The sequence below is a fragment of the Nocardia sp. NPDC059691 genome (assembly GCF_042733915.1).
GTDB classification, from domain to species: domain Bacteria; phylum Actinomycetota; class Actinomycetes; order Mycobacteriales; family Mycobacteriaceae; genus Nocardia; species Nocardia sichangensis.
The window spans coordinates 116,141-132,232 of the sequence record NZ_JBHWFB010000017.1 but is presented as its reverse complement, the minus strand read 5'-3'; the positions used below and the strand labels follow the sequence as shown (position 1 = coordinate 132,232).

13 protein-coding genes are annotated in these 16,092 nt (G+C 65.2%); 7 read left to right on the top strand and 6 right to left on the bottom strand.

The window, feature by feature from the left end:
* Positions 1-256: 256 nt before the first annotated feature.
* Positions 257-1,264 (bottom strand): hypothetical protein, encoded by a 1,008-nt coding sequence (locus tag ACFV2O_RS31395; RefSeq protein ID WP_379255136.1) that lies wholly within the window; start codon positions 1,262-1,264, stop codon positions 257-259.
* An 807-nt stretch (positions 1,265-2,071) separates the two neighbouring features.
* Here ACFV2O_RS31395 and ACFV2O_RS31390 point away from each other — a divergent pair.
* A complete protein-coding gene (locus tag ACFV2O_RS31390) occupies positions 2,072-2,758 on the top strand; it encodes a hypothetical protein (RefSeq protein ID WP_379255135.1) in 687 nt (228 codons plus the stop codon).
* Positions 2,759-3,530: 772 nt separating this feature from the next.
* Here ACFV2O_RS31390 and ACFV2O_RS31385 read toward each other — a convergent pair.
* Both ACFV2O_RS31385 and ACFV2O_RS31380 read right to left on the bottom strand, forming a co-directional pair.
* Positions 3,531-4,379, bottom strand: coding sequence for a DUF1932 domain-containing protein (locus ACFV2O_RS31385; RefSeq protein WP_379255134.1), 849 nt, complete (start codon positions 4,377-4,379; stop codon positions 3,531-3,533).
* Positions 4,376-5,752 carry an XRE family transcriptional regulator gene (locus ACFV2O_RS31380; RefSeq protein WP_379255132.1) on the bottom strand — a complete coding sequence of 459 codons (1,377 nt, stop codon included), beginning with the start codon at positions 5,750-5,752 and terminating at the stop codon, positions 4,376-4,378. The genes ACFV2O_RS31385 and ACFV2O_RS31380 overlap by 4 nt, the downstream gene beginning before the upstream one ends.
* 669 nt (positions 5,753-6,421) lie before the next feature.
* On the opposite strand from ACFV2O_RS31380, the gene ACFV2O_RS31375 reads away from it, so the two are divergent.
* The 6 genes from ACFV2O_RS31375 (at position 6,422) to ACFV2O_RS31350 (ending at position 13,081) form a co-directional block, all read left to right on the top strand.
* On the top strand, positions 6,422-6,943 hold the full coding sequence (locus ACFV2O_RS31375; RefSeq protein ID WP_379255130.1) for a hypothetical protein: 522 nt from the start codon (positions 6,422-6,424) through the stop codon (positions 6,941-6,943).
* Positions 6,912-7,928 (top strand): nucleoside hydrolase, encoded by a 1,017-nt coding sequence (locus ACFV2O_RS31370; RefSeq protein ID WP_379255128.1) that lies wholly within the window; start codon positions 6,912-6,914, stop codon positions 7,926-7,928. Before ACFV2O_RS31375 ends, ACFV2O_RS31370 begins: the two co-directional genes overlap by 32 nt.
* Before the next feature lie 318 nt (positions 7,929-8,246).
* The gene (locus ACFV2O_RS31365) at positions 8,247-9,062 is read left to right on the top strand and encodes an SAM-dependent methyltransferase (protein WP_379255126.1); all 816 of its coding nucleotides are present in this window, start codon (positions 8,247-8,249) and stop codon (positions 9,060-9,062) included.
* Between the two features lie 77 nt (positions 9,063-9,139).
* Complete coding sequence (locus ACFV2O_RS31360) at positions 9,140-9,484, top strand: hypothetical protein (protein ID WP_379255124.1); 345 nt, start codon at positions 9,140-9,142, stop codon at positions 9,482-9,484.
* A gap of 1,102 nt (positions 9,485-10,586) precedes the next feature.
* The gene (locus ACFV2O_RS31355; RefSeq protein ID WP_379255122.1) at positions 10,587-11,462 is read left to right on the top strand and encodes a hypothetical protein; all 876 of its coding nucleotides are present in this window, start codon (positions 10,587-10,589) and stop codon (positions 11,460-11,462) included.
* Positions 11,459-13,081, top strand: coding sequence for a PfkB family carbohydrate kinase (locus ACFV2O_RS31350; RefSeq protein WP_379255121.1), 1,623 nt, complete (start codon positions 11,459-11,461; stop codon positions 13,079-13,081). The genes ACFV2O_RS31355 and ACFV2O_RS31350 overlap by 4 nt, the downstream gene beginning before the upstream one ends.
* On the opposite strand, the gene ACFV2O_RS31345 is transcribed toward ACFV2O_RS31350, so the two are convergent.
* The 3 genes from ACFV2O_RS31345 to ACFV2O_RS31335 form a co-directional block, all read right to left on the bottom strand.
* A complete protein-coding gene (locus ACFV2O_RS31345; RefSeq protein ID WP_379255120.1) occupies positions 13,062-13,448 on the bottom strand; it encodes a hypothetical protein in 387 nt (128 codons plus the stop codon). The genes ACFV2O_RS31350 and ACFV2O_RS31345 overlap by 20 nt on opposite strands.
* A gap of 700 nt (positions 13,449-14,148) precedes the next feature.
* Positions 14,149-14,688: an NUDIX domain-containing protein gene (locus ACFV2O_RS31340; protein ID WP_379255119.1), complete on the bottom strand. Its 540-nt coding sequence runs from the start codon at positions 14,686-14,688 to the stop codon at positions 14,149-14,151.
* An 11-nt stretch (positions 14,689-14,699) separates the two neighbouring features.
* A complete protein-coding gene (locus tag ACFV2O_RS31335) occupies positions 14,700-16,031 on the bottom strand; it encodes a helix-turn-helix domain-containing protein (RefSeq protein WP_379255117.1) in 1,332 nt (443 codons plus the stop codon).
* Positions 16,032-16,092 lie beyond the last annotated feature (61 nt).

Sequence of the window (16,092 nt, the reverse complement as noted above, 5' to 3'; positions counted from 1 at the left end):
CTCCTGCGCGCAGGCTCTCGGCTGGATTATCCGACCGCGCGCGGCGGGCGCGCGCATCGCGCACGTTGTGGACGGGCCGCACCGGTCTCGGGATGTTGTCGCTGACGGCTCGATACAGAGCGCGCGCGACGCTGTGCATCCGGTCGCGGTCGAGCCGTGCACGCTGGCCGAGAGAATACGATGAAGAAGACCGGCCGCCGATGCGGTCTCAGGTACATGTCGTGGCAGCGCTGCTCGTACCGACCGTAGCCTTTTCTTACGGGACGATTTCACCCCGCGGCAGGCCGAGTTCGGGAAGGTACAGGGTGAGCAGCTGCCCGCGTCCACTCACAGTGCCGGTGTATTTCACATCGGCCAGGTCCACACCCAGGGTTTGCAGGGCGTCCACCAAGAGCTCCGCCGCAGTGTCGGCGTGCTCGTCGGAGATCGTGCTGCCGAAGTTGCGCTGCCACAGATCGCGTGTCCAGCCGAGGCCGACGAGTCGGTCCGGGTCGGGTGGATCAGGGTGGTGGACGAAGGCTTCAGTGGTCAGATCCCCACCCACGTTCCACACGCTGACGAAGGTCTTCTCATCGACCGCTGACTCCAGATGAAGAATGAACTGTCCGGGAAACTTTGGCGTGTCGCGGCAGAGGGCTCGCAGTACGACACTCAGCCTGTTGCGCAGAACATCCCAGTCGGTGACGGAAACCTTGGGCTCGCGACCGAGTAGTTCCGTCGATTCGGCGGCTTGCCACACCATCGGCGGCCCGTTGCTCGCGTCGCCGGCGAGCGCGGTGCATGACAACTCCACCACGACACTGCTGCCGTCCAGACGCACGGCCATGTTGGTCTCGGGACGCTCCCACATCAGCCACGGGCCGCGCCCACCCCACCGTGTCGGCCGCACACCGCAGACGCCCTCCACGATGCCCCAAGCCTCCCGGACGAACTCCACTTCGTCGTCATATGCGATGCCATGGGACACATTCACCGACAGCAAGACAGCTTGTCGCGGATCCGTTTTCGCGGCAGCTATCGTCGCAACACCGGCTCGGGGCCCTTCCGGATACCAGCCGAGTTCCCAATCGACGACCTGCAAGGTCCACCGCGCCGGATCCACCGGACGAGCAGGAACCACCGGCCGCAACTTCCATCCCAGCGTCGACAGCGCCGACTCCACCTCGCCGATGCTCCATCCGCCCATGCGCAGACCAGCGAGCTGTCCCACCAGCTCCCGGAAACGTCGATCCGCCGACCAGTGCCGGTACTCGTCCCGCGCCACATCCGCAGTGTATCGATCCGCCACTCCACAACGCTGCGTCCGCTTTTCGTCGTGCCAGGCGTTGAATACTCGAAACAGCGGCGAGGAAGGCCGGCTGCGGTACCGAGGCCGATCCCGCCTTCTGACGCACTCGACGCCCCGCGCACCGCGCGCTGCCTCCGCGCACGGCCCGGGCCCGCCGCGACGAAGCCGCGCGCGACGGGCGCGACCGGACGCGCGCGGAGCGGCTGCGCGTGCACGGCGTGCACGGTGGATCGACTCGAAGGGCCGACTGCCTGCACAGCATCCGGTCCGACATTTCGCCGCCGTGACGTCCTCGACCAGTTGGATTCGCAGCAACGTTGTTCGCGGTATGCGTATCAAAAGGGGGGAAACGAACCGTGAACGACACCGGGCCGACGAGGCAAGCAGCGGACCGTTGACACACACGGAGGTGCGACGGCTTCTCGACGTGGCGAAGAATCTCGGTTTTCCCGGTCACTGCCGGGTTGATCTCGGCGGCCAGCCTCGATAGAGCTCCGTGACGCCTGACGTGGGGGCGGGTCGATGCTTGCACACCTACACTTGCCGCCGCACGCTCCCGATTCCCCCATGGGTTCGCCGCGCACATAGCTGAAATCGGCTTGCGCGAAGCTACCCAGTCGCAAGCTGCGCGTGACTAACGCGACGGTCGAAGTGCGTCGCGCGCGGCGCGCACGCTTGTCGCGCGCAGTGCGCGCGGGCAAGTAGTCACGCGGTGTCACCTGCTGCTGGCCGCCACGTCGATCCGGGCGCACCTCGTTGTCGGCGCGGTGGGATGGTCGAGACGTGACTGAGGATCTCCGCATAGAGGTGACGCCAGACGTGTCCGGGATGGGGCTGGCGCTGCGCGCGCTACTGGAACAGCTGGATCAGCGGCACAAGCTGCGCGACAGCTCGTTCCTGCGCTCAGCTCACCGTGTCAGCGCGCCGATGCTGCATCTTGTGGCCATACGTCGAGGAGAACCTGTCGGCTGGTTGGCCGGCAACGCGTCCACCGGACATATCGCTCTGGTAGGAGTGCTCCAAACCCGGCAGCATGTCGGCTCCGCCTTGGTGAGCGAATTCGCCGCCCGTGCACGGCGCGCGGGCGCGGGCGAGCTGACCGTCACTCTTGATACCGAGCCAGTCGGCCGCTGGGACCGGCGGCGCTTTTTCCTCCGTCAAGGCTTCATCCCAGTCGGTCACAGCGCTCTGCACTTCGCGCTGCCTCTCGACAACGCATCACCCCGGGGACAACGCTTCGCCGCGCCGGCATCGACGACCGGATGCGTCGCTCGTTGCTTCACGGTTGCTCGCAGCAGGACAAATCACCGTGACCGGTCTCTAATGTCCAGCAGTACCGCAATGGCGACGAGAACGCCGCTGAGAACGATCGGAATGGATATCTGGGATCTGTCGACTACCCCGACCAATGCTGATGCCACGACCGCCTCGGTGAGACCTACAGCGCCGACAGTGGCTGGACGCAGATGACGAACCGCGCGCCAGTACAGCGCAAACCCCGGCCCGAGTAGGGCCGCACCTAAGACCAGTTCGGCGAGCACGCGACCCCCGTTCCAGGTCATCGACAGCAGCAGGGGGGCGGTGAGTACGCCAGCGACAGCGAGTTGAAGTCCGGCTGACATGGTCGGGTCGCGCTGGCGAGACTCGCTGGTCACCAGGACGATGAGGGCTGTCACCGCGGCGGCGCTGCCGAGCGCCAGTGCGCAGCCGCCGACTGCTCTGCCGGTACCGAGGTCCGCACCCGGTTGCCCGGCGACCAACGTGATGGAGACACCGAGCAGCAGAAGCCTCGACCACGATTCCCACGCTCACGGGGCGCTGTCCGGTGCGCACGGCCAAGAGCAGCAACATGATGGGGGAGGTGAGGTGCAGGGCGACCACCACGGGCGCCGGCCCGATCGCCAGCGCGGCGGAGTAGAGCGAGATGTTGACGCCCTCGAACAGACCCAACTGTAGGTAGGTTCGGGAGTGTAAGCGCAGTTGCCAGGTCACCAGCGGGCACCGCGGCGGCGGCCCGGCACGGGCCGCGCACATGACCCTCCGGTCGTAACCCGCACGATGCCTACGAGAGGACACGCGCCGGGCCATGCGCTCAGGTGAAGGCTGTCGCGGACGGCATGGACAGACAGGGCTCCAAGGACGAGCGGGTCCGAAGGCCGACGAGTGCTCCTATAGCCCTACCCGTCCGGCGCAAGCGGGGCCGGGTAGGGCGCGAACGTTGGAGGGTTATCGAGGCGCCCGATTACTTATCGTGATCAGTGGCCTTCAGGCGTTGGATGACCTGCTCTGGCGAGTTCGCCCAGTTGTCTTTGTCCGCGTCGAATCGCCGGTAGAGTTTCGCGGCAGCATCGACGAAGTCGGCGGGTAGGCCGGCCTCAGAAAGGCTTATGGCGGCCTCCTCTACCTCGGGTACCCAGCGCCAAGCTCTGGCCGCGACTCCAGGGAGCGCGGCTCGGTCGTTGAGGAAGCCGGTTCCGATCCGATTCGCCTCGGCGACAAGCATGTCGGTGATGCCGTGCTGGTCTGCGAGACCATGTGAAATGGCTGCCAACAGCCGGGCCGGGCGTTGGTACGCGATGAGAGCCATCTTGAGCGCGCTCGCTGTACCAAGCCTGTCGCCAAGGAGATCAACCGGCACGCCCGCCGGGGTGAACAGATCACGTACCGCTACGCACGCATTGCGAGCACCCGCAACGAAAATCTTGGCGGACGGGTTGTCATCACGTGGCGGCGGTCCGGAGATGGTCGCGTCGACGACTGCAGCGCCGTGATCAGTCAAAAGCGCAGCGATGTGTTGCAACTGCTGTGGGCTGATCGCATTCGCCTCGACATAGATTCCCTCGAATTGGTGTTCGGCGACCATCTCTGCGACCTCGATCGCAGCGGCGGACGGGCAGATCGATACGACGATCTCGGCACGCCGAAGTAGTTCCGCGGGGTCTTCGACCGGGGTGAGCTTGGCGTCAGTGGCACGCCTGCGAGTGTCAGTGCTGCGGCCGTCAGGGCACCACAGAACGGTGTGGCCAACTGCAGCGAGTCGGCCACCGAGCGCTGCCCCCATATTGCCTGGGTGTAGCAGTCCGACGATCATGATGCTGCTCCAGGTGGCAAGGCCTGAGCGCTACCCACGGGCGAATCCTTGATGCGGTCGCGTAGACCGATCGCCAGAGCCGAAGTCTGGAAGTGGGGCCGCTCCAATGCAGTACTGATTTGGCGAAGTCGTCGACCGACGCTTTCGACACGTCGTTGTCCACCTGTTTCGAGGACCGCTTCGATCTGTTCCGCGGCGCCGTCGAGGTCGCGCTGCAACAGCCGCGCGACCGCCAGGTCGAGGCGTGCTAACGACATTTCGCCGAGCCGTCTCTGCTCGGGCGGGTCTTCGAGGTAGAGCTGAAGCGATTCGTCAGCGAGAGTTTCCGCGATGGCGTAGTTGCGATCACCGCCGAGCCACAGACGAGCATTGGCCGCTGAGTACGCCTGCTTACCGATAGGGAATGCCATCATGCCGCCGGGCTGATCCTCGCCTTGTACGTGCCCCCGGGCCCAGTCGGCTCGAGCTAACGCCTCCTCTGTTCCACTGGCATCCCTCATGCGGGCGCGAGCACGGGCCTCGACGGAAGCGAGGCGTACACGAGCCGTGTCGGCTTCGGGGGCGAATTGCCATCCTTGTTCGGCGAATTCGACCGCATCGGTGAACCGATCATCCCAGTAGGCGATCAGTGCCTGAAGACCGCGCACCCAGCCGCGTAGGCCATTGTGCTGAGCGAGTTCCCCACAGAGAAATGCTGTGCGGGCCTGCGTCTGTGCGGCGTCGATGCTACCGAGGTCGAAGGAGGCATTCGCCAGGACCGCGCAGACTGTACCGGCAACGAGGTAGAGATCCCGAGTCAGCTTGGGCGGCTGCCGTCCTTCGAGCTTCCTGAAGACGCGGTCGCGAAGCGAACGCAGCTCGACGAAGGCGGGGTAGACGGGCCTGTTCGGGTAGACGTTGACGATGCGCTGGAGGTCAGCGTGGAACTGCTCCAGCGTGTGCGGCCCCACGTTGGATTGTTCGGCGAACTCGCCGAACGCGGCGGATTCGGCTGCCGCCATTGTGGTCATCTCCTCGATGTCTTCCCGGATACCGGGTACAGGACGCCATGGGGCTACCAGTTCCTGGGGCGGCACCTGTACCGGTGTCGACGGTGTCCAGTCTGCCAGCGGGGGACCGAACAGATCTTCTGCGGTCACCCCATACTCCTTGAACATCTGCTCGAGGACTCGGCAAGAGATCGGGGTGGGAAGCCCGATCTCTCCCTTGATCCACCGGCGAGCGGTTGACCAAGACACGGCGGCCTTCGGCGTATGCGTCTGTTCAGCGATCTCAGCAGACGTCCGCTGGAAAACAAGCACAAATTCACTCGTGGTGAGCCGCTTCGCTTTCACCAACTGTTCGAGGCGCGTGCGATCTGCCTGGCCGGCCACGCGATCTCCTTCTCCGATGACTGTGGGTACGTCGACAAGCTGAGACTACGGACCCGATGAGACTCCCAGACCTGTCTGCTGACCAGATGCGCACCACTGCTGACCACATGCTGACCGCATGCACGCCCTTCCTATACGACGATCTGAGGTCATCAATCACTGGCCAGATCAGCAGTCAGGAGGGGCATGATGACCCGAACAGCAGGAGGCGGTGTTCTCTGGTGGGACAAACCTGAGTCTCGGATCCATTGTGCAACTACTACGGTACGGCGACTCTGTCCTGCAGCGTGTAGCAGTAGCCGCAATGCTGATGCTGGGTTTGCACCGCACAAGGGCCCACGGTCGTGACCCGATGGATAGCCACATCGCAGTCGAGTTCAGCATCAACGGTCTGCCGGTGATCCTGCACTTCCGCGCAGAAAGAAGCGCAGCGGGCGTTTTCGCCGCAGAGATGCGACGACAGAGTCTTTCTCGGACTGTCACAGTCGATGACGCCGTGACAGAAGAGATGGCTCGCCTTCCCTGCCAACGGCTTTTCCTACCGTGATCGCGCTTGCTCGCGAACTGCACTAACCAGCGAGTCATATCGACTGAGCCGCCCTGAAGCCTTCCACCACCAGCGCCGCATTTCCTTGACGCTCGCCTACCATCGTATTCCTGTGAGGATTAATGATTTTAGCCCATTCATCGACCCGAGCCGCCGAGATATTGTGTGCGCGGTACCGCTCTGAGAACGGTTTCGACGGTGCGCAGGTGAATCGCTTTTCGCGCATAGTTGTACCTGCTGGAAGTATCGACAGCATTCAAATGCCCCGCCAGTTGGGCGATATCGTGCGCAATGAATTGGAGCAGAGCAAGATTCGGACGCCGATCATCTTGAACAAGACAACCGGCTATCTGATGTTCATCACCAACGCTGCGCCAGCTAATGACTCACGGCCGGTGCACATGCTGAACATCGGGCGCGAGGCTGAGAGTGGCGTGCCGGTGTCGCTTCGCCGGGACGCTGGGCTTTACCGCAATGCTGCGATCCGCACCGTACACGGGGTCATGGTCCCGCTGCCGGGTCCAGACGATAAAATACGCAGCTGGCTGGAAGAACCTGTTGGTCGCAGGCGGGCCGACTTCGACACCGTCGCGGAGATCACGGTGTCGGCCGGTGACAAGCTGGCAGGGCGGCGACATGGGTGAACACGAGCCTATGACGGCCCAGCTGCACACCCCGCTCATCGTTGCCAGCGACCAAGGCGGCGACCCAGATGATGCATTAACGCTTGCCCTGCTGGCGATGACCGAACCACGGCTCGAACTGGTGATCACCGCTGACGAGCTCCCGGATTCGCGCCGCGCGAAATTCACTCGACACCTGCTGACCCTTCTCGGCCGAGACGACGTTCGAGTAGTGGCGGGCCGTGTGCTCGGCGAGAGCAAGTACTGGGCCGCCGACCATCTGTATCCGGCGGATATCACTGTCGAGAGCGTAGATGTGTATGAGGCCGTCGCGGAGGTCTGCGGCCGAGTGAGCACGTCGGTGCGCTACCTGGGGTTGGGACCGCTGACCGATCTCGCCTACATCTTGGAGGAGGATTTACGCCAGTCCAACCCTTTGAGGTTGGGCGAGCGGCTGTGTATCTGGCAGATGGGCGGTGCCCTGAACTATCGGCGCCCGGAGCGTGCCGAGCACAATTTCCGGCTTAACCCGCAGGCAGTGCACGCGGTCATGGCGCGGGCGAAACACTTTTCGCTGGTGATGTCCGATCACACGTTCGTGCCGGATATCGCGGTCGATACTGGCAGCCCGATCTATCGGTTGCTGGCCGCATCCCCGCGGCCGTGGGCGCAGTTGCTTCGACAGCACCTGGATCAGTGGTTCTTGGGCTTCCATTCGTCCAGCAAGATGCATGACCCGCTGACCATGACGGCCGCGATCGGACTGCGGTTTGTCAGTTTCGAGTGGGCCGAGTTCCACCTCGCGCCTGACGCTCGCATGTCCGCGGGTACCGACTTTGGTGCGCTGCTGTCGGCCGGGGCTGACTATGGCGCGTTCGTGGAGTGGGTGTTGGCCACCTTGCGCACCGGGAAACCGGCACGACCAGTCACTTTGGGTCAAGCGGCGGATGAGCGCGCAACGCTGAAGGCGGGCTTCTCCGGATTCAGCGAGCCGGGGCGCGAATGACGATCATGCCTTTGGTGCTCGTCCCGGCTGCGGCCGCCCGAGTCACCGATTCGTGGTGGAGCGGAGGGCTCCGGTGAATGGGAATTACCTGGACCGCCGCACATATCAGCATATGGATGCCAACCTTTGGAACTGCTGGGACGATCCGGGCGAGTTGACTCCCCAGCGTGCCGAGGACACACGACAACTGCATGGGCAGTGCAGTTCCCACTGTCGGGTGCGCCCGCGGGTCGAGCAGAGTTCCAGCTCCGGCGACAGCGGCCCGCAGCAAGAAGGAACCACCTGATGGTCGGTGCTGGGAGGAAGTCGGTGCCTGCGTTGAGCAAGCATTTCGATTCGCTCAAGGCGCACAGTGGTCGCATCCACGATTACCTGCTCGGCGGCAAGGATCAGTACGCGGTCGACAGGGAAGCGGGTGAACGAATCGTGGGAAGCGCGGGCGAATATCAGGTGGCCGCCCGCGCCGCCCGCGCGTTTCTCATCCGGGCGGTTCGTCACCTTGCTGCCGAGCGGGGGGGTCGGGCAGTTCGTGGAGCTGGGTCTGGTTATCCCTGTCCACCGAATGTGCATGAGGCCGCCCAAGCGTGCGCTCCGGCGGCGCGCACGCTCTACGTCGACAACGACCCAGTTGTCGCGGCGCACGGGCGCGCGCTGCTGGCCGACTTCCGGACGAGCAGTGGGCAGACCCGATTCGTGCACGCTGATGTGATCGACACAGCCAGGATCGCAGGCGAGATGGGCGGCTTTCTGGATCTCGGCGAGCCCATCGCGATCTGTTTGGGAGCCGTGCTGGAGTTCGTCGAAGACCCGTGCTGGGTTGTTCAGGAGCTGGTCGGTACGTTGCCCGCCGGGTCGTACGTCGTTGTCAGCCATATCACTGGCGATTTCGATACGGAGATCGTTGAACGCGCTGCCGCCGTCTACGCCAGCTGTGACATCGCGTTCTGGCCGCGCACCCGTGACGAGGTCACCCGAATTCTGGCCGGCTGTGAACTCATCGAGCCTGGCTTGGTCGCGCCGCATCGATGGCGGCCTGATGACGAGCTCGAGCAGCGCCGCGCACAACAGCTCGGGTCGGTGCCAGCACACAGCACCGATATCTGCTGCTACGCAGCAGTTGGGAGGGTGCCATGACCCGGACCGAGAATCCCGCGGCTGCGTCGCGTCGAGGGCGCGCGGTAGTGGCTGGTCCTGGCCCCGAGCACCGGGCTGTGGAAGCGCCCCGGTCGGCGAGACCGCGACATCTCACCGTCGTCAGGGACGCGGTCGATGCTCGGCAGCCGCTGACCGCGGAACAGCGGCGCGAGCGGCTGGAGGCGCGAATCTCCTTGCTGTCCGAGTGCGCCACTTGTGAGGTGCAGGTCCGCGGTGATCTCAGCGCGGTGGTGGTGCTGTCTGGACCGCCGCCCCTTCATCTGATCCATGCAGCGCTCACCGTGATCACGGCTGGCGCGTGGAGCTTGATCTGGCTAGCCGTCGCACGGCAACGACGCCCGCTGCGAGTGCGGCTGAGCGTCGACGAAGCAGGCCACGTACGGGGGACGGCGTGGGAGTGATCCGACCGCGTCCGCACGGTGAGGTCGTGTCGCGGCGCGTACCGAATTGGTGTGAAGGAAGGAAGCACATGGCACGTCATCTGACTCGGTCCGCGCGCCGTGTTCTGGAGGCTTTGGCGGCTGCCGAGGGCGCTCGGATGGTCGCCGAACTGGCAGGCCGCAGCCGCCCACACCGACCGATCCGATCGAGGTTGGAGGAGTTGAGACGCCGCAGGTTGGTGCGGTCGGTGTCCGCGTGGGAACTCACCCCCGCAGGGCGTACTCACCTCGCGGCGTTGGTCGACCGCTCCCGCACACGGTGGATGGACGGACTGCCACGCCCGTACCCGCTGCCGTCATCGACCGAGCTGCTATCGGCGATGGCCGACGGCCAGGTGCCCGAGCACCACCCGCATGTGACGATCCTGCGCGCAGCGTTTCTGCTGGGTCGATTCGACAAGTGGTGCAACCTCGACAGCGTGACCGCCGCCGATGGCGATTCCGGGTCGGAAGTGGTCGGCCACATGGGCATCAGCTGCGAGGACTATCTCGAAGCAGTGCGGGAACCGCTCGTCACCTCGGTCGAGGCCGCAGCCCCATACGTCGAGGGGATAGGCGAGCTGTCGCGGCCATTGCGGACGCGTGGCGCCGCGCCAGCTACGGAGAGCCGACCCTCGCGCGATAGGATACCGTCTACCAGGCATGTCGTGCCTACGACAGCCGAGTCCGGCCGGACTATCCGACCCTTACCTGCCCACTGGGGGTGGTGTGGTGATGAACTTCGCGCCCTCCGGGGCTCGTTTCTTCGGCTGAGGATTCTTGGCGGTTGGAGGCCGCCCCGGAACCCGATCGTTGTTTGTGGTCCGGCTGCACGCCGACTTGTCGGGAGCACATCGGATCCGAGGGATCTCGGCACCGTTTGCGCTATCTGCGCATGAAAATGCAAGTGCGGCAACTTCTTTAAGGAAACAGCGTGTTGACGATGTGTACGCGATGTGCGGACACTGGAATTCTCGGCGACCCACACGATGCGAAGGGGGCCGACGTGTCGATGTCTGCGCCTACGCCTGACGCAGCGGTTCGCGAAGCGCGGGTCATGTGGTGCTCGTATTTCGATTCGTCGGTGGCTGATCTGCAAGAGATCGGCGCTCACCATGAGTGGTTGTCCACCGGCATCACGCCGAGTGATAACGAATTCGTCCTGAGTACGGGCCAACGGGTGGAGCTCGTCTCGCTCGAAGCGATCCCTGCTGGGGGCCGTGATCCGCGGATGCCAGAGACCGCCGACCGGATCACCGGTGAAAGCGCCGTGCGGCAGAGGCTGGCCGAAATCGCGGCCGGACTGCGCGCTCGGATCGTGGGTGAGGGATTCGTGCTGCGCCAGGTCGCCTCGGCCTGCCAGCGGCTTCCTGAACGCCATCCGTGCAAGCCGGTCGTCGAGGATTCCGTGACGCTGGCGCGGCGGTTGCGCGAAGAGATTGGCTTCGCCGCAGCGCTGGATTATCCGGCGGCGGCCCTCGCTGCCTTGGCCGAGCGCTCGGAACAAGCGGGACGGACTCTGCTGGTGGTCGGAGGCGGAATGCTCGGGCGAGCTGTTGCCGAACAAGCAGGAACGGCGGGATACCCGCAGGTACTGATCGTCACCCGCAGGCCCAGCAGAGTGCGCAAGAAGCTGGAGCGCACCACGTGCCCGGTATCGCTGTCAGCGGTCGACGGCGCGCGAGAACGGTTGGGAACCCGTGGTTGGGATGCGGTGATCGCTACGTCCGCGGTCGACGGCGGCTACCGGGCTCGGATCAAGACGTTGATCGACGCACCCGACTGTGTCGGCGCGATGGATTTGTCTGGGGTCCCGCTGCGCAGCCAAGCCACCGACCGGTATCAGCACATGTACGGGCCGCGCTTCACCGCGCTGGTCCACAAGCAGAACCGCTATGTCGCGCAGCGTGCCGACCTCGTGCGCCGCAAGATCGCCGAATCGGTCGGGGAGCAGCGATGACTATAGCTTCGGAGCACAGCAGCGGAGCCGCGACCAACGACGTCGAGGTGGATCGCATCACGGCGTTGACGACGGCCCTCGGGTACATGGATGTGGAGAGAGTCAGGTCGTGGGGACGGATCCTTGCCGACCGGTTGCAGCAGGGTGGGCGGGTCCTGGGCGTCGGCAACGGCGGCTCGGCGGCGCAGGCACAGCACTTGGTCGCCGAGCTGGTTGGCCGGTTCGAGTCCGAGCGGACCCCCTTGGCGGCGATGGCGTTGACCACCGACTCCGCGGTCGTGACTGCGGTCGCCAACGACTACGGGTTCGATGAGGTGTACGCGCGACAGGTGCGCGCGCACGGCCGCGAAGGTGACGTGCTGGTGGCGTTTTCCAGGTCCGGGTGCAGCGCCAATGTGCTCGCGGCGACCGTGGAGGCGAACGGTCTGGGAATGCTGACTCTTGCGGTGACCGGCCCGTTCGGCAGCCCGCTGGCGAGAGCGTTTGACGAAGTGGTGTCCGTCGAGTGGCCGACGACTTCGACGATTCAAGAATGCCACCTGCTGATCACTCATGAACTGTGCGGCGCCGTCGATTCCGCCTTGACATCGAAAACGCAGCAACCGGTGCCGATCGAGCCGCCGACCTACGGCACTGCACCGCCACGGCGATTCGGGCACCTGGTGGTGGTGGGTGACGCGCTCGCGGACTGCGACTGGAGTGGTGAGGTCACGCGAGTGTCGCCAGAGGCTCCGGTGCCGGTGCTGAGCGGGCTGGCGAGGCAGTGGCGTCCCGGCGGTGCGGGGCTGGCCGCGATGCTCGCGGCCAGCGATGGCTGGTCGGTGACGATGGTGGCGGCTTTCGGCGACGACGAACCGGGGCAGCGGATCAGGGCAGAACTCGCCGCGGCGGGAGTATCGCTGATCGAGCTCGCCAGCGACGGGCCGACATCGGTGAAACTGCGGATGCGTGCGCGAGGACAAACCCTCCTGATGGTCGACGACTCCGCGCCCGTGACAGCGGTCGGTGAGCCACCGGCCGACGTCGCACGGGCACTCGCTGCGGCTGACGGCATCCTGGTCACCGACTACGGCCGCGGGGTCGCCGCGCAACCGCAACTACGCGCGCTGCTGGCAGCTGTTACCGGCCGGGTGCCGGTGGTGTGGGATCCCCACCGGCACGGCCCGGCACCGATCCCACGCGTGAGCGTCGTCGTGCCGAACCAGCACGAAGCTGCCTGGCTCGCCAATGACGACATCGTAGGAAATGATTTGGACACCGATGTCCGCCGTGCTCGGAACCTGCGGGCGCGATGGCGCTGCGACCACGCCGTAGTCACCCGGGGAGCCGACGGCGCTGTCCTGGTCGGCGGCGATACCGAGCCTGCACAGGTGTTCCCGGCACCGCGCCGCGAGCACGGCGATGCATGCGGCGCGGGCGACAGGTTCGCGGTAACACTGCTCGAGCAGCTGATCGGCGTCCGGATCCCCTCGACGGCAGTACAGCAGGCGGTCATCGTGGCCGCCGATCAGGTTGGCGGAGCCATCACTCCGGGCTCGCGCTGTGGAAGCGGTCGTGAGGTTGTTATCCCGGCTGCCACATACCTGCACCATGTCTGGTTCACGAGTCCGGGCGCGTGAATGGCGAAGGCAAATACCTCCTGCCGCAGATCAGTTCGCGCGCCAGGCTGTCGTAGGAGACCAATGCACGACCGAGCTGCTGGCGGTTCCTGCCTGCCGGGCCGTCAAGTATCAAGGGACCGAACGAGATCCTATGCAGGTGGACCATCCGGCCGAAAACCGCGCCCAAGCCCTCATGATGCTCCACCGCTGCAGCACTCGGATCTGGAAGGAAGCTGCAGCTCACGAGGTCGATGTCGAGCATATGCCGCTGCGCATCCTCCCACGCACCAGCGAAGGGATCAGCGCCGGCTGCGGACAACACCGGCACCGGACCTGAGGCCCACACGACATCCACGTCATCCCAATCCGGCTGCGCCACAGCCATGCGACGATGCGCATCCACTAGTCCCGCGAGTGGTTCGAGTATCCCGCCACGAAAGTCACTTACAGCGGCCATCCCCGACTCAGAAACCCGCGCCAACACGGTCGTCACGGTCGCGATATCTGGCAATGGCCCCAACCCGTTGCCCACCGAAGGCCCCCCTTCCGGCCCCCATTATGGACAGCAGTGCGAAGTCCCGCGCTGGACCCACGGCCATCCATAACCCAATAGTGCTGTAACACAGTCTATTTCACTGCCAGCAGGTGACTCTACTCCCTCGCCGGGCCAACGCACTTTGGATCACCTCGGTGGTTCGCGCGGCAGCCGACATGGGGCGCGATCTGCGTGCCCGGATGTATCAAAACGAACCATGTCACCGATCCTTCGTACTGTGCCGTTTGTCCGGAAAGACCCTCCGGCGAAAGTCGCATCGTCGTCGTGCGGATACGTACATGGCATTGAGTCGTACCGCTGTTCTCGGGTGAGTGATCATGGCATCGACGCCTTCAACGAGGATGACCGCACCATGCTGAACTACTGCTGGCCGAGATCGACCCCTATCAGGTGCACCAGCAGCAGCTTCACGCCGACGAACTGTAGAGCGCGGGCGTGGCTGGCCGCTGGCGTGAATCTGGGTGTCGGATTCGTTCTGGCGAGACGTAACGGCAATTCCGGTCGGACGTACATCGCAGCCAGGCAGCGGTCAGTCCCTTCGATGGGGTGCGACCAGGTTTTGCCCGTCGTGGAGGTAGGCGACCCGGCCGGTGGTCAAGGCATCGAGGGCGGCGGCGAGACGGGCCCAGACGTAGGGGCGGAGCCGTTGGGCGGCTTGATCTGGGGTGCAGAATTCGAACGCGTCGAGTTCGTCGTCCGCTATACGCAACTGCCGGGCTTGGTCAGGGGTAAGTTCGCCGATGGTAAAGACGAACATCAGCGAGTCGTCCCAGACGTTGTGGGGCGAGACCCAGTCGACACAGAGCAGCGAAGGCGTAGTGGCAAATTGTAGTCCGAGTTCTTCGGCAAGTTCTCGGCGTAGGGCATGGTCGGGTGGCTCGTTGGCTTCGGCCATGCCGCCAGGGAGGTCCCAGTCGGGTTTGTAGTTGGGGTCGACGAGCAGGATGCGGCCATCGGTGTCGAAGATCAGGCCGTCGGCGCCGACTCGTTTGCGCGGCTGGTTGACGTTGCCCTGGGCCAGGTGCGCTCGGTAAGCCTCGGGGTCACTTTCCCACGGTGGTTGCTGCACAGGGTCCATCATCACCGATCGCCCGCATGCGAGAGTCCGTCGCTGCGGTGCGGTATCCATGTCATGGTGTTCACGGTGTGGTCGAGAAGGTCCAAGAAGTCGGTCACCGACGGGCTGGTGCGATAACACAACAGCCTTCCGCGCAGGTCGTGGAGGTGGCTGACGACCAGGTAGGAGGCGAGTTCCCCGGTCGTGGCCATAACGCCGGAGGCGATCGCGCAGGCGTGATCGGGGTGGCCCTGGTCGGCGAGGACGGCTGCGTAGGTAAGTTGGCCGAGTGCGCGGCTGCGGGTGCGTTCGCGGGGTCGCAGGTCGATAACGCGTTGCGCGGCGGCGGCGGCGGTGAGGTCGCCGAGGTGTCGGAGGCTGCGGGATGCCTCGCTGGCGAGAGAGCCGAGGTCGAATCGGCTGACCCACGGTGAAAGCGTGGTGGCGATGGCGGTGTCGAGGGCGTGTTCGGCGCGGACGAGTAGTCTGCGTGCTTGGCGGGCTTCCCCGATGGCGGCGAAGCCACGAGCCTGCATCGCGTATACCCGGGCAGTGAGTTCGGGACTGGCCGGCGCTTTCGACAACGCCATTTCGGCGTCGTAGGCCTGCCGGATGGCTTGTCTGGGGTCGCCGCGGTGCAGTGCGAGGTGTGCGCGGCTGGCATGGATGTGGACGGTCAGCTGGCGGTCACGGCCGATCTTCGACAGTTCCAGGGCGCGGCGGAACTGGCGGTCGGCGCGGTCGTCTCGTCCGGCGTCGTGCGCCATCCATCCGGCCATTTCCACGATCCCCGCCGCAGCGGCGAATACCTTGGGTGCGGGGTCGTCGTCGCCGTTGAACAGCCGTGGGGCCAGTCGGGTGTTCCAGTAGTGGAAGACCTCGGAGTACAGCCGTCCGCCACCGTAGGAGCGGTCGGCTTCCCGGAAGGTCTGCATCGCTGCGATATCGGCTTCGTCGGGTGGTAGGTGGTCGTCGAATCGCAGCAGCCGGTAGCGGCCACCGCTGGGCTGTTCGGAAGGTTCCGGCGGTGCGGACAACACTGGATGTGGGGTGCCGGGCATCTGGAACCACAGGAGCTGGGCGGGGATGTCCAGCAACCGCGCCCAGAAGACGAGGTCGTCGAGATGTTTGATGGGTGGACCGGTTTCGAGTCGGCTCAGTCTCGCTTGGCTCAAGCCGGCCCAGCGGGCAACGTCTGTCTGGCGCAGCGTGCTGGTGTGGGCGTGGTGGCGGCGGTAGGCGGCGACCACGCGGCCCATGTGCTGCTCGGCGAGCGCAGCCCGCAGGGTGGCGTCGTCCCAGAACCCGGGCGGCACCACCGGGGGCCGGTGCAGACGGTCTCGTGCGCCGTTCACGCACGCCACGCAGCGGCCGGTTGTGTTGTCGCGCGCCAGCGCTGCCCCGCAGCGACAGCGC